The sequence below is a fragment of the Burkholderia sp. 567 genome, from assembly GCF_040545115.1.
GTDB classification, from domain to species: domain Bacteria; phylum Pseudomonadota; class Gammaproteobacteria; order Burkholderiales; family Burkholderiaceae; genus Burkholderia; species Burkholderia ambifaria.
Genome location: NZ_JBEPLG010000005.1, coordinates 434,838 through 447,276, shown reverse-complemented (window position 1 = coordinate 447,276; position 12,439 = coordinate 434,838). Strand labels below are relative to the sequence as shown.

The 12,439-nt window shown below is 66.4% G+C and carries 11 protein-coding genes; 8 read left to right on the top strand and 3 right to left on the bottom strand.

Features of this window, described 5'->3' with window-relative positions; all coding sequences use genetic code 11:
- Positions 1-34 precede the first annotated feature (34 nt).
- Positions 35-523: a MarR family winged helix-turn-helix transcriptional regulator gene (locus ABIC50_RS17775; protein WP_041490208.1), complete on the top strand. Its 489-nt coding sequence runs from the start codon at positions 35-37 to the stop codon at positions 521-523.
- Positions 524-589: 66 nt separating this feature from the next.
- Here ABIC50_RS17775 and ABIC50_RS17770 read toward each other — a convergent pair whose 3' ends face one another.
- Positions 590-1,336, bottom strand: coding sequence for a TetR/AcrR family transcriptional regulator (locus ABIC50_RS17770; protein WP_175654251.1), 747 nt, complete (start codon positions 1,334-1,336; stop codon positions 590-592).
- A gap of 171 nt (positions 1,337-1,507) precedes the next feature.
- Here ABIC50_RS17770 and ABIC50_RS17765 point away from each other — a divergent pair, with 171 nt between their 5' ends.
- The 7 genes from ABIC50_RS17765 (at position 1,508) to ABIC50_RS17735 (ending at position 10,600) form a co-directional block, all read left to right on the top strand.
- Positions 1,508-2,689 (top strand): isovaleryl-CoA dehydrogenase, encoded by a 1,182-nt coding sequence (locus ABIC50_RS17765; protein WP_175654252.1) that lies wholly within the window; start codon positions 1,508-1,510, stop codon positions 2,687-2,689.
- Between the two features lie 31 nt (positions 2,690-2,720).
- Entirely contained in the window at positions 2,721-4,328 is a 1,608-nt protein-coding gene (locus ABIC50_RS17760) for a carboxyl transferase domain-containing protein (RefSeq protein ID WP_011659550.1), read from the top strand.
- 19 nt (positions 4,329-4,347) lie between these two features.
- A complete protein-coding gene (locus ABIC50_RS17755; RefSeq protein WP_126226019.1) occupies positions 4,348-5,133 on the top strand; it encodes an enoyl-CoA hydratase/isomerase family protein in 786 nt (261 codons plus the stop codon).
- A gap of 36 nt (positions 5,134-5,169) precedes the next feature.
- Entirely contained in the window at positions 5,170-7,170 is a 2,001-nt protein-coding gene (locus ABIC50_RS17750; RefSeq protein ID WP_354165814.1) for an acetyl/propionyl/methylcrotonyl-CoA carboxylase subunit alpha, read from the top strand.
- Positions 7,171-7,407: 237 nt separating this feature from the next.
- Positions 7,408-8,550 (top strand): DUF2827 domain-containing protein, encoded by a 1,143-nt coding sequence (locus ABIC50_RS17745; RefSeq protein WP_354165812.1) that lies wholly within the window; start codon positions 7,408-7,410, stop codon positions 8,548-8,550.
- 737 nt (positions 8,551-9,287) lie between these two features.
- Positions 9,288-10,091, top strand: coding sequence for an EAL domain-containing protein (locus ABIC50_RS17740; RefSeq protein WP_175666549.1), 804 nt, complete (start codon positions 9,288-9,290; stop codon positions 10,089-10,091).
- Positions 10,092-10,153: 62 nt separating this feature from the next.
- A complete protein-coding gene (locus tag ABIC50_RS17735) occupies positions 10,154-10,600 on the top strand; it encodes a hypothetical protein (protein ID WP_354165809.1) in 447 nt (148 codons plus the stop codon).
- A gap of 182 nt (positions 10,601-10,782) precedes the next feature.
- On the opposite strand, the gene ABIC50_RS17730 is transcribed toward ABIC50_RS17735, so the two are convergent.
- Both ABIC50_RS17730 and ABIC50_RS17725 read right to left on the bottom strand, forming a co-directional pair.
- Entirely contained in the window at positions 10,783-11,250 is a 468-nt protein-coding gene (locus ABIC50_RS17730; RefSeq protein ID WP_105833158.1) for a DUF4019 domain-containing protein, read from the bottom strand.
- Between the two features lie 32 nt (positions 11,251-11,282).
- Positions 11,283-12,437 carry a DUF2827 domain-containing protein gene (locus ABIC50_RS17725; RefSeq protein ID WP_354165807.1) on the bottom strand — a complete coding sequence of 385 codons (1,155 nt, stop codon included), beginning with the start codon at positions 12,435-12,437 and terminating at the stop codon, positions 11,283-11,285.
- Positions 12,438-12,439: the final 2 nt, after the last annotated feature.

Sequence of the window (12,439 nt, the reverse complement as noted above, 5' to 3'; positions counted from 1 at the left end):
AACGGCGTGCGCCGCCTATGTCATCGACTCATCCATGGAAAAAACGAATCCCGCCGACGCGCCGGCATTCCCGCTCGATCTGTACGACGAACCCGGGCACCTGATCCGGCGCGCCCATCAGATCGCGGTTGCGATGTTCTATGAAAAGCTGGGCCGGGACGTGACGCCGGTGCAGTACGCGGTCCTGCGGATGCTCTACGAATGCCCGGGGCTCGACCAGGTGACGCTCGCGCAGCGGGTGGCGCTCGACACGTCGACCACCGCGGATCTCGCGGTCCGGCTCGAAGCGAAAGGATTGATCGTCCGCGAAGTGCTGCCGCGGCGTCAGCGGCGCCTGCTGCTGACGCCGGCGGGCGTCGAACTGCTCACGCACCTGATTCCGTCGGTGAAGGAACTGCGTGCCGGCCTGTTCGACGGGATGGGAGAGGACGATTCTGAGGAACTGATGCGGCTGCTGCGCAAGTTCGTCCATCTGAACAACGAGCAGAGCCGCGCGCCGCTGCGGGTGAGCGAGGATTCGTAGCGGCCGGGTCCGCGAGATGAAGTAGAAGCGGCGGGGGCAGGTGAAGGCTGGCGAAACCCGCTTGCGTCACGCGCGTGACGCTTGCCCTTCCAGCCGCCGCACGGCTTCAGCGACCTCGTTCCTGAAGCGCACCAACGCCGCCTGCTCCGGCGCGGGCGGCTGCACGGCCGCCCACAGCATGTCGACCAGCTGCGTGGCCGTCGTTTCCGTATCGAGCTTGCGGTGGCCGAGGATCGCATCCCACAGCACGTGCTCGATTGGCCCGAACACCATCGAGCGCAGCAGGCTCAGCGGCATGTCGCGGCGCACCTGCCCGGCCGCCTGGCCGCGCGCGAGCACGTCCATCAGCGGCGCCGTGTAGCGGCGCTGCAGCGCGGTCAGCTCGTCACTCAGTGCATGCTGCTTCGCACGACCTTCCGACAGCACCAGCGCGCACAGCCCCGTGCCGTTCACCAGCATCAGCCGCAGGTGGGTGCGCACGATGAACGCGAACTGCTGCTGCACCGATGCCTCCACCGGCATCCCATGCTCGAACGCGGCAATGATTTCGTCGTACCAATCGGCGATCACGCGTGCGCACAGCTCGCGCTTGCCGCGGAAATAGCTGAACACAGTCGCCTCCGACACGCCGACGCGCTGCGCGATCTCGGCGGCCGTCGCATGCTCGTAACCCTTTTCGGCGAACACTTCACGACCGGCGCGCAGGATGTCCTGCACGCGCTGCTGGGATTTGCGCCCGGCGGGTGCGCGCGACGGGTCGGCGCGGTCGGGTCTGGCAGTTGCGGTCATGGTGTCGGCGGGAGCGGCTGTCATGCTGCGATGATATCTGAGTATCACTCAAAAAACGATTGACGCCAAGCCGGACGAGGCGCGAAACTGTGCAAAATTTCCGGTGTATTGGCTTAATGAATCGACGCATTGATCCGATTTGAGCTAAACTCAGAAATCGGCGCGTGCGACCCACTTTCTGGAGACGGAGGAGACATGATCAACCTGCCCGGCGTGCAATTCATGCTCGGTGAAGACATCGAGATGCTGCGCGACGCCGTCGCGACGTTTGCGGCGAAGGAAATCACGCCGCGCGCGGCGGAGGTCGACCGCACCGACCAGTTTCCGATGGATCTGTGGAAGAAGTTCGGCGATCTCGGCGTGCTCGGCATGACGGTGGCCGAGGAATACGGCGGCGCGAACATGGGCTACACCGCGCACATGGTCGCGATGGAGGAGATCTCGCGCGCATCGGCGTCGATCGGCCTGTCGTACGGCGCGCACTCCAACCTGTGCGTGAACCAGATCCACCGCAACGGCACCGACGCGCAAAAGCAGAAGTACCTGCCGAAGCTCGTGTCGGGCGAACACATCGGCGCGCTCGCGATGAGCGAGCCGAACGCGGGCTCCGACGTCGTCAGCATGAAGCTGCGTGCTGACAAGCGCGGCGACCGCTACGTGCTCAACGGCACGAAGATGTGGATCACCAACGGCCCCGATTGCGACACGCTCGTCGTCTACGCGAAGACGGACATCGACGCCGGCTCGCGCGGCATCACCGCGTTCATCGTCGAGAAGGGGATGAAGGGCTTCTCGGTCGCGCAGAAACTCGACAAGCTCGGCATGCGCGGGTCGCACACGGGCGAGCTCGTGTTCCAGGACGTCGAGGTGCCGGAGGAGAACATCCTCGGCCAGCTCAACGGCGGCGTGAAGGTGCTGATGAGCGGCCTCGACTACGAGCGCGCGGTGCTCTCGGGCGGCCCGACGGGCATCATGGCCGCGTGTCTCGACGCGGTGGTCCCGTATATCCACGACCGCAAGCAGTTCGGCCAGTCGATCGGCGAGTTCCAGCTGATCCAGGGCAAGGTCGCCGACATGTACACGACGTTCCAGGCATGCCGCGCCTACCTGTACGCGGTCGGCCGCCATCTCGACTCGGCGGGCAGCGACCATATTCGCCAGGTGCGCAAGGACTGCGCGGGCGTGATCCTCTATACCGCCGAGAAGGCCACGTGGATGGCCGGCGAGGCGATCCAGATCCTCGGCGGCAACGGCTACATCAACGAATACCCGGTGGGCCGTCTGTGGCGCGATGCGAAGCTGTACGAGATCGGCGCCGGCACGAGCGAGATCCGCCGGATGCTGATCGGCCGCGAGCTGTTCGCGGAAACGATGTAACGCCCCACGTCACGCGAACGGAGCCCCGTCGATGCCGATCATCGAATCGAAACTGAACCCGCGTTCGGAAGAATTCCGCACGAACGCCGCGGCGCTGGAGGCGGTCGTCGCCGACCTGCGCGCGAAGATCGAACAGCTCGCGCAAGGCGGCGGCCAGGCCGCGCGCGACAAGCACCTGTCACGCGGCAAGCTGTTGCCGCGCGACCGGATCGCGCAACTGCTCGATCCCGGCGCACCGTTCCTCGAGTTCTCGCAGCTCGCGGCGAACGGCATGTACAACGACGACGCGCCCGGCGCGGGCGTGATCACCGGCATCGGCCGGATCGCGGGCCGCGAGTGCGTGATCGTGTGCAACGACGCGACCGTCAAGGGCGGCACCTACTACCCGATCACCGTGAAGAAGCACGTGCGCGCACAGGAAATCGCCGCGGAAAACCGGCTGCCGTGCGTGTACCTCGTCGACTCGGGCGGCGCGAACCTGCCGAACCAGGACGACGTGTTTCCCGATCGCGACCACTTCGGCCGCATCTTCTTCAACCAGGCGACGATGTCCGCCGCGGGGATCGCGCAGATCGCGGTCGTGATGGGCTCGTGCACGGCGGGCGGCGCGTACGTGCCGGCGATGAGCGACGAGTCGATCATCGTGAAGAACCAGGGCACGATTTTCCTCGGCGGCCCGCCGCTCGTGAAGGCCGCGACCGGCGAGGAAGTAAGCGCCGAGGATCTCGGCGGCGGCGACGTGCATACGCGCCTGTCGGGCGTGGTCGATCATCTCGCGCAGAACGACGCGCATGCGCTGTCGATCGCGCGCAACATCGTCGGTCATCTCGCGCCGAAGATCGCGTCGCCGCTCGCGCTGCGCGAACCGAAGCCGCCGCGCTACGACGCGAAGAGCCTGTACGGCGTGATTCCGGTCGACACGCGCAAGCCGTTCGACGTGCGCGAGGTGATCGCGCGCATCGTCGATGATTCGGAGTTCGATGAATTCAAGGCGCGCTTCGGCACGACGCTCGTCACGGGCTTCGCGCACATCTGGGGCCATCCGGTCGGGATCATCGCGAACAACGGCATCCTGTTCTCCGAATCGGCCGTGAAGGGCGCGCATTTCATCGAGCTGTGCTGCCAGCGCAAGATTCCGCTCGTGTTCCTGCAGAACATCACGGGCTTCATGGTCGGCCGCAAGTACGAGAACGAAGGCATCGCGCGCCACGGCGCGAAGATGGTGACGGCCGTGTCGAACGCGAAGGTGCCGAAGTTCACGGTGATCATCGGCGGCTCGTTCGGTGCGGGCAACTACGGGATGTGCGGCCGCGCGTTCGGCCCGCGCTTCCTGTGGATGTGGCCGAACGCGCGCATTTCGGTGATGGGCGGCGAGCAGGCCGCGTCGGTGCTCGCGACCGTGCGCCGCGACGGCATCGAGGCGAAGGGCGGCGCGTGGTCGGCCGAGGAGGAGGACGCGTTCAAGCAGCCGATCCGCGACCAGTACGAGCGCCAGGGGCATCCGTACTACGCGAGCGCGCGGTTGTGGGACGACGGTGTGATCGACCCCGCGCAGACGCGTGACGTGCTCGGGCTCGGCCTCGCCGCGTCGATGAACGCGCCGATCGAGGACACGCGCTTCGGCGTGTTCCGCATGTAACGGCCGGGAGGGCTGACCGATGCGATACGAAACGATCAAGGTACACGAGGCCGACCGCGTGGCGACCGTCACGCTCGCGCGCCCCGCCGTGCGCAACGCGTTCGACGAGACGACGATCGCCGAGCTGACCACCGCGTTCGAGTGGCTCGACGCGCACGAGGGCGTGCGCGCGATCGTGCTCGCGGCGGAAGGCGCCGCGTTCTGCGCGGGCGCGGACCTGAACTGGATGAAGAAGATGGCCGGTTACTCGGACGACGAGAACCGTGCCGATGCGCGCAAGCTCGCGCGGATGCTCGAGGCGATCCATCGCTGCGGCAAGCCGGTGATCGCGCGCGTGCACGGCGACGCGTATGCGGGCGGCGTGGGCCTCGTCGCGGCGGCCGACATCGCGATCGCCGTCGACGGCGCGAAGTTCTGCCTGTCCGAGGCGCGGCTCGGGCTGATTCCCGCGACGATCGCGCCGTACGTCGTGCGCGCGATGGGCGAGCGGGCGGCGCGCCGCTACTTCACGACGGCCGAAGTGTTCGACAGCGCGCGCGCCGCGTCGCTCGGCTTCATTCACGACGCGGTGCCGGCCGACGCGCTCGACGAAACGGTCGCGAAGCTGGCCGCGGCGCTCGTCGCGAACGGCCCCGACGCGGTGCGGGCGTGCAAGCGGCTCGTCGCCGACGTGGCCGGCCGGCCGCTCGACGCGACGCTGATCGAGCAGACCGCCGACTGGATCGCGCGCACCCGCGCCGGCGCGGAAGCACGCGAAGGGATCGCATCGTTCCTCGAGAAGCGCACGCCTTCGTGGCGTGAATGACGGCGTGCCAATAACTTTCCGGACGACACCGAAGCCATGTTCGACAAGATTCTGATCGCCAACCGCGGCGAAATCGCCTGCCGCGTCGCCGCGACGTGCAAACGTCTCGGGATCGCGAGCGTCGCCGTCTATTCCGACGCGGACGCGAACGCGAAGCACGTCGCCGCATGCGACGAAGCCGTGCATATCGGCGGCGCGGCGGCCGCGGACAGCTACCTGCGCGGCTTGCGCATCATCGAGGCCGCGCGCGCGACCGGCGCGCAGGCCATCCATCCCGGCTACGGCTTCCTGTCGGAGAACGAGGATTTCGCGCACGCGTGCGAAGCGGCCGGCATCGTGTTCATCGGGCCGCCGGTCGACGCGATCGCGGCGATGGGATCGAAGGCGGCCGCGAAGGCGCTGATGCACGCGGCCGCGGTGCCGCTCGTGCCCGGCTATCACGGCGACGACCAGGACACGGACAACCTGCATCGCGAAGCCGACGAGATCGGCTACCCGGTGCTGCTGAAGGCGAGCGCGGGCGGCGGCGGCAAGGGGATGCGCGTGGTCGAGCGCTCGGAGGACTTCCGGGCAGCGCTCGCGTCGTGCCAGCGCGAGGCCGCGAGCAGCTTCGGCAACGCCCGCGTGCTGATCGAGAAATACCTGACGCGCCCGCGTCACGTCGAAGTGCAGGTGTTCGGCGACACGCACGGCAACACCGTCTACCTGTTCGATCGCGACTGCTCGGTGCAGCGCCGTCACCAGAAGGTGCTCGAGGAAGCGCCGGCGCCGGGCCTGCCTGACGACCTGCGTCGCGCGATGGGCGAGGCGGCCGTCGCGGCCGCGCGCGCGGTGCATTACGTCGGGGCGGGCACCGTCGAATTCATCATGACGGCCGACGCGTTCTACTTCATGGAAATGAACACGCGCCTGCAGGTCGAGCATCCGGTCACCGAGATGGTTACCGGGCTCGATCTCGTCGAGTGGCAACTGCGCGTCGCAGCGGGCGAGCCGCTGCCGCTGACGCAGGACCAACTGCGCGTGCAGGGCCATGCGATCGAGGCACGACTCTACGCGGAGAACCCGGCGCGCGGCTTCCTGCCGTCCACCGGCACACTGAAGCATCTGCGGCTGCCGGAAGGCGTCGAGTTCGCGATCGGCGCACCGGTTCGCATCGACAGCGGCGTGCGCGAAGGCGATGCGATCACGCCGTTCTACGATCCGATGATCGCGAAGCTGATCGTGCATGGCGCGGACCGCGCGGAAGCGCTCGGCACGATGCTGCGCGCGCTGCGGGCTTGCGAAGTGGTCGGCCTGCACACGAACGCCGCGTTTCTGCAGCGGATCGTCGCGAGCGAGCCGTTCGCGACCGCCAATCTCGACACCGGCCTGATCGAGCGCAACCATGATGCGCTGTTCGCGCCGCAACCGTCGCCGCGTGCGACGCTGGCGCTGGCCTGCGCGGCGCTGCTCGCGCGCGAGCGCGGGGCGGCCGCGCAGCAAGGCGTCTCGCCGTGGCATGCGCTGCCGGACTGGCGGCTGAACGGCGGCTATCGCCGCACGGTCGAATGGCACGCACCCGATCGTGAAGCGGACGTGACGGTCACCTACGACGACAATGGCGGCCACGCGAGCCTCGCCACCGGCGACGCGGCCGCGCAGCCGTTTGCATGGACGCGCGGCGCGACGCCGCTCGACTTCGACGTGACGCTCGACGGCGTGCGCAGCAGCGGCCGCGTGTATGCGGACGGCGACAGTTTCCACGTATTCACGCAGGGTGTCGCCGAGACGTTCGAATGGCGCAACGTGCTCGCGCACGCGGGCGATGCCGAACATGGCGGCGGCCGCCTGACCGCGCCGATGCCCGGCAAGGTGATCGCGGTGCTGGTCGAGCCGGGCCAGAAGGTCGAGGCCGGCACGCCGCTGATCGTGATGGAAGCGATGAAGATGGAGCACACGATCGGCGCGCCGGGCGCGGGCGTTGTCGCGGAAGTGCTGTACGGCGTCGGCGATCAGGTCGCGGATGGCGCGCAGTTGCTGGTGATGGCGGAAGACTGACCGGAGTGTGTGCCGCACATGGCCGGCGGAGCGTCTCGCGACGCGACGCCGGCCATGTCGCATCCGGCCGGCGGCGGCGCGCGTGGCGAATCCTGTGCCGCGCAGCCGGCACCGTCCGCACTGCGTATGACCATGCATGACAGTCCTGCGGCCCGCGCTTCGCTAGACTGACGGATTCTCGCGTGGCCGCGTGCCGCGCGCTACACTGCGTCCATTCAATTTCCCGTCCCGCCGACGATGACGTCTCCTGTCCTGAACGGCCTGCGCATCGGTATCACGATCGGTCTGCGCGCCCCCGACGAAAGCCTGTGGATCAATGGCATCAAGCAGAACGCGCTGTTTCTCGCGAAGCTGTTGATGGCGTCGTCGCATGGCTATCGCGTGACGCTGGTCAACACGACCGACGTGCCGCTCACCGACGCGCTGCCGTGGGATCGCACCGTGTTCGACACGCGCGCATTCGCCGACATGAAGGATGCGCTCGACGTCGTGATCGAGCTCGGCGGCCAGATCGACGCCGCGCAGACGGACTACCTGAAGGCGCGCGGCGCGAAGATCGTCAGCTATTGCTGCGGCGTCGAGTACATCAACGCGATGGAGTCGATGCTGTTCGGTCGGCGATTGTGGGATTCACTGTTCATCAACCGCGGCTACGACGAGGTGTGGGCGATTCCGCAGATCGCGCCGTCGTCGCTGCCGTTCCTGCAGTCGCTGCGTCGCTGCCCGGGGCGCGTCGTGCCGTTCGTATGGGATCCGATGTTCCTCAGCGCGCGTGCGGCATCGCTGCCCGAGCACGGCGAATACCGGCCGCGCGGCGAGCCGGGCAAGCGGCTCACGGTGATGGAGCCGAACCACAACGTCGTGAAGTTCTGCGTGTACCCGATGCTGATCATCGACGAAGCGTATCGCAGTGACCCCGATGCGATCTGCTTCACGCACGTGACGAACGCCGATCGTCTCGCGCACGACAGCCCCGAGTTCGTGATGCTGATGAACTATCTGGACATCGTGCGCGCGGGCAAGGCGAGCTTCGTCGGACGCTTCGACACGCCGCTGTTCCTGGCCGACCTGACCGACATCGTTGTGTCGCATCAATGGTCGAATCCGCTCAATTACTTCTATTTCGACGTGTGCTGGCAGGGCTATCCGCTCGTGCACAACGCGAGCCTCGCGCCTGATCTCGGCTACTACTATCCGGACAACGACGTGCAACAGGGCGCGCAGGCGCTGCTGCACGCGCTGCACACGCACGACGACGACTGGCAAAGGTACACGCGGCGCCAGCGCGAGATCCTCGGCCGCTATACGTCGGCTAACCCCGCGCTCGTCGGCGAATACGACGCGCTGCTCGCCAATCTGATCGGCGCGACGGCTGCTTGAGTTTGAGTTTGAGTTTGCGTGACGCCTGCCGCAGCCGGCGGGTCCCACGTTAATGTCTGATGAAAATCATGCCGTAAAAAAGAAACCGCCGGACCGGGGAAGATTCGACGGTTTTTGAAGGCACGAAATTGACGGCTCCGAGGGAAGACCGTCAGAAATCATTTTATAGGTTAACAAATCGAAAAGATCGTTAAAAATCTTTCAATCGACAAATGCCATATTGCTCGGACCAATAGCGTCGTTTTATTTCGGCGGACTATCGTTTGGTCATTTTCAATATCGTTTGAAAAGACAAAATTGAATGCTCCGAGGACCGAATGCCCGATGGGTTCCGGCTGGAGGCGCAGCCAGCAAGGCCTCGCGGCGACTGCGGGCGACATGTCCGGATACGGCTTCGCTGCCGGATATTAATCATACGAAATAACGGTCGCCTGATTTTGAAGCGAGACCATCGATAAATCGATTTTTGCCAAATGCGTTTGAGCGCGCAATATCGTCGATGGTTTTGTGTGGCCTGCCGCACTGTCGGCGACGTGCATGCGTGGTGTATTTTCGGTATTTGAATATCGTTGACAATATCGGATTTGACGGTGCGCCGAAATAAAAAGTACGCTCCCTGAAAAGATCGAAACAAGAGGATGGGCCGGGTAGGCGGTGGCGCGTGTCGTGGTCGCGCGCGCCACATGTATCGAGAGCGCGGGCCGTCATCGGCGGCCCGACAATTGCCGGAGCGCCGGATGAATGCGGTCGAACCTCGCCTGGAGGCGAACAGCGTAGCGAATCGGGACGAAATCGATCTCGTGTTCGGCGCGCCTGACGATCACCCCGACCTTGCGTCGGTACGCAGTTTCGTCGAAAGCCGGCTCGGGTTCGCGCGCGAGCCGGTCTGCCGCGCCGACCTGTCCGGCGGCGTGCTGTATCACGAATGCCTCGCGCGGTTGCGCTGGGGCTCGCGCGACGCGTTGCCGCCGCTCGCGTTCCTGCCGCGCCTCGAGTCGCTCGGGCTGATGCGCTGGTTCGACCGGCTCGTGGTGGGCCGGACGATCGACGCGCTGCGTGCCGATCCGCAGGCCGTGTATGGCTGCAACGTCGCGGCGGCGAGCGCGGCGGTGGACGACGCGTGGCTGCCCATCTTCAGGCGGCTCGAGCGCGAGCCGTCGGTCGCGGCGCGGCTGGTCGTCGAGATCACCGAGACGGGGCCGCTGAACCCCGTCGCGGGCCGGTCGTTCGTGAATCGGTTTCGCCAGGCCGGATGCCGCGTCGCGATCGACGATTTCGGCGTCGGCTTCAGCGCGCTGAACAACCTGGTGGTCGGCAACCCCGATATCGTGAAGCTCGACAAGTCGGTGCTGTCGCTGATCAAGCGCAACGCGATCGGGCGCTACCAGTTTCGCCGGCTGATCGCGTTTGCGCATGAAAGCGCGCGGCACGTCGTCGTCGAAGGCGTGGAGAACGAGACCGACCGGCAGATCATCCTGGACTCCGGCGTCGCGTGGGCGCAGGGCGTTCGCTTCAGCTGGCGGTCGCCGGCCGCCGCATGACGCAGCAGCGCGGGCGCCGGGCGCAGGTATCGGGTAACGATGGATCGCAAAGGGGCGTGGGCATGGCGGCGACGAACAAGATCGGGCACGGAACGGGCACGCAGGCGGCCGATCCGCGCGAACTCGTCGCGATCGCCGAACTGGCCGACATGGTGTGGCAGCTCGGTGCCGAATCGACCGATACGCCGATCGACGTCGCGCCGTATCTCGACGGCCTGCAGGCCGTTGCGCACCGCATTCACCGGATGAAGCCGCTCGACGCCGACGGCCGCGAACTCGCGGCACGGCACTACTACGCCGGCGTGTTTGCGGGCGCCTGCGGCGAGGATTCGGCGATCGCTTGCGGTGTATCGGGTAGCCTCGCGAGGCGCGCCGGTCAGGTCAGCGGCGCCGCACTCGGCTGTTTCATGAGGCTCGCGCGGATCGGACGCCGGCATGGCCGCGCGTTTGCCGCACGGCGCGCCAATGGCGGCGTGCAAGCCTCGCGGTCGCTTGCGCGCCGCGCTTGACGCTCACCGATCGCGGGCATCGGCAAGTGCACCGCGTCAGTTCTTACCGAAACCTCCGCATGCCCGGCGCGCATCGGCTTTCGTGTGAGACGGTTCGATGAACGCGCCCATCATCCGCGACTGCGCTGCGTCGCGTTGCACGTTGATCGTAATCGCGACGATGACTTCGCACGCAGTACAGCTTACGGCGTGAAATCCTGCCCCTGGCGCGGCACATAGCCGGTCAGGTGCCAGCGACCGTCGTCGTCGAGTCGAAAGCTCAGCTTTTCGTACACGGTGGTGCCGGTCGTGAGCGTCGTCGCGTAGTCGACGTTCGCGTAAAGCCCGTCGGGCGTTGCCGGTGCGTTCGTGTAGCGGATGCGCGTGACCTGCGCCCAGCCGCGATGACGGACCGTTCCGACCGACTGGCGCGCGCGCTGCATGTCCGCCGCGAACTGGTCCTGCTTGATGCGTGCCTTCACGAACGCGGCGGAATCGGCCCACACCGCGCCGTACTGGCCGGCATCGAGCTGCTTGAACACCGCGTCGGCGTCGCGCAGCAGTGCGTCCGCCGATTCGCCGCCGGCCTGCGCGTGCGCGCCGATCGCGAGCGATGCGACGGCGCAGCCGATCAACCATTTCGCGCGGGAGAGGGGCCGGTATGCGTTCATGTCGGAGTCCGAAGCGGGGAGAGGGCGGCGCATCATGCGTCGCGATAGAGTGACGCGATCGCGTCGGAATACGCGGCGACGTTGTCGGGGTTGTAGATGCTGACCGAGTCGAGCACGTGCTTCGATTGCTCGCGATACGCTTCCAGGTTCGCGTCGTGTTCGTCGAACGCCTGCAGCAGCGCGCGGCCGCCGGCCTGGCAATCGAAGTCCGGATAGAAATACCCGGCCTTGCCGAGGAACGGCGAGTTGTGGATCAGCGGATAGTCGCCGTACAGCAGCTCGTAGTACAGGTAGTTCTGCGCGTTTTCCCACGTGTGCGACACCACCGCGTCGCCGTAGGCCGCCATGAACTCGTACACCGCGTAGCGGCTTTCGAACGTCGTGATCCCGTGGTTCACGATGTCGAGGCTCTTCGCGAAGTGGACGAACGTCGCATGTTCCTTCAGGTGCAACGTGTTGCACACGCGCACGAACTCGAGGAATTCGGGCTTCGCGCGATACGCCTCTTCAGTCACCAGCATCGGGATGATGCTCGTCTTCACCATGCAGATGTTCGGCTCGAACATCGTCACGCGCCAGCGCGGTTTGCCGGGCCGATAACCGAACGACAGGCCGGCGCCGAGCGTCGCGCGCGCCTTGTCGAACAGCATCGGATGCCAGATGTGCGGAACGATCGTCACCGGCGCGCGCAGGCCCGTCTGGTAATAGTGCAGGCACGAGCGCTCGAATTCCGGAATCGTCCACACCGCGTCGTACGGCGCGCCCGAGAACAGGAAGCCCGATGGCTTGTCGAACATCGCGCGCTCGATGTCGATCACGTAGTCGTTGCCGACGCGCATCGTGATGACCTTGCCGCCGCGGTCGCGGAACGCGCGCAGGTAATCGGCGCTGAACTGCGCGCTCATTTCGATCAGCACGTCGCAGCGCTGCAGCGCTTCGTCCATCGACAGCAGCGGCACGTCCCATTCGCCGAGCATCAACTGCGGATCGGCGAGCTGTTCGCCGCCGTTCACCATCACGGCCTGAGCGACGTGCGGCGACTGACGCAGCAGCAGGATCAGCAGCAGGCAGTTCTGGAAGATGCCGTTTTCCCACAGCGACTGGCCGGCGCCGCGCACGAACAGCGACACGCCGACGACGAGACGCTTGCCCTCGCCGGGCGCTTGACGGGCATTGGAGTCCGACATGC

Coding starts and splice junctions, on each gene's coding strand:
- ABIC50_RS17775 (WP_041490208.1), top strand. CDS start 35: ATGGAAAAAACGAATCCCGCCGACGCGCCGGCATTCCCGCTCGATCTG.
- ABIC50_RS17770 (WP_175654251.1), bottom strand. CDS start 1,336: ATGACAGCCGCTCCCGCCGACACCATGACCGCAACTGCCAGACCCGAC.
- ABIC50_RS17765 (WP_175654252.1), top strand. CDS start 1,508: ATGATCAACCTGCCCGGCGTGCAATTCATGCTCGGTGAAGACATCGAG.
- ABIC50_RS17760 (WP_011659550.1), top strand. CDS start 2,721: ATGCCGATCATCGAATCGAAACTGAACCCGCGTTCGGAAGAATTCCGC.
- ABIC50_RS17755 (WP_126226019.1), top strand. CDS start 4,348: ATGCGATACGAAACGATCAAGGTACACGAGGCCGACCGCGTGGCGACC.
- ABIC50_RS17750 (WP_354165814.1), top strand. CDS start 5,170: ATGTTCGACAAGATTCTGATCGCCAACCGCGGCGAAATCGCCTGCCGC.
- ABIC50_RS17745 (WP_354165812.1), top strand. CDS start 7,408: ATGACGTCTCCTGTCCTGAACGGCCTGCGCATCGGTATCACGATCGGT.
- ABIC50_RS17740 (WP_175666549.1), top strand. CDS start 9,288: ATGAATGCGGTCGAACCTCGCCTGGAGGCGAACAGCGTAGCGAATCGG.
- ABIC50_RS17735 (WP_354165809.1), top strand. CDS start 10,154: ATGGCGGCGACGAACAAGATCGGGCACGGAACGGGCACGCAGGCGGCC.
- ABIC50_RS17730 (WP_105833158.1), bottom strand. CDS start 11,250: ATGAACGCATACCGGCCCCTCTCCCGCGCGAAATGGTTGATCGGCTGC.
- ABIC50_RS17725 (WP_354165807.1), bottom strand. CDS start 12,437: ATGTCGGACTCCAATGCCCGTCAAGCGCCCGGCGAGGGCAAGCGTCTC.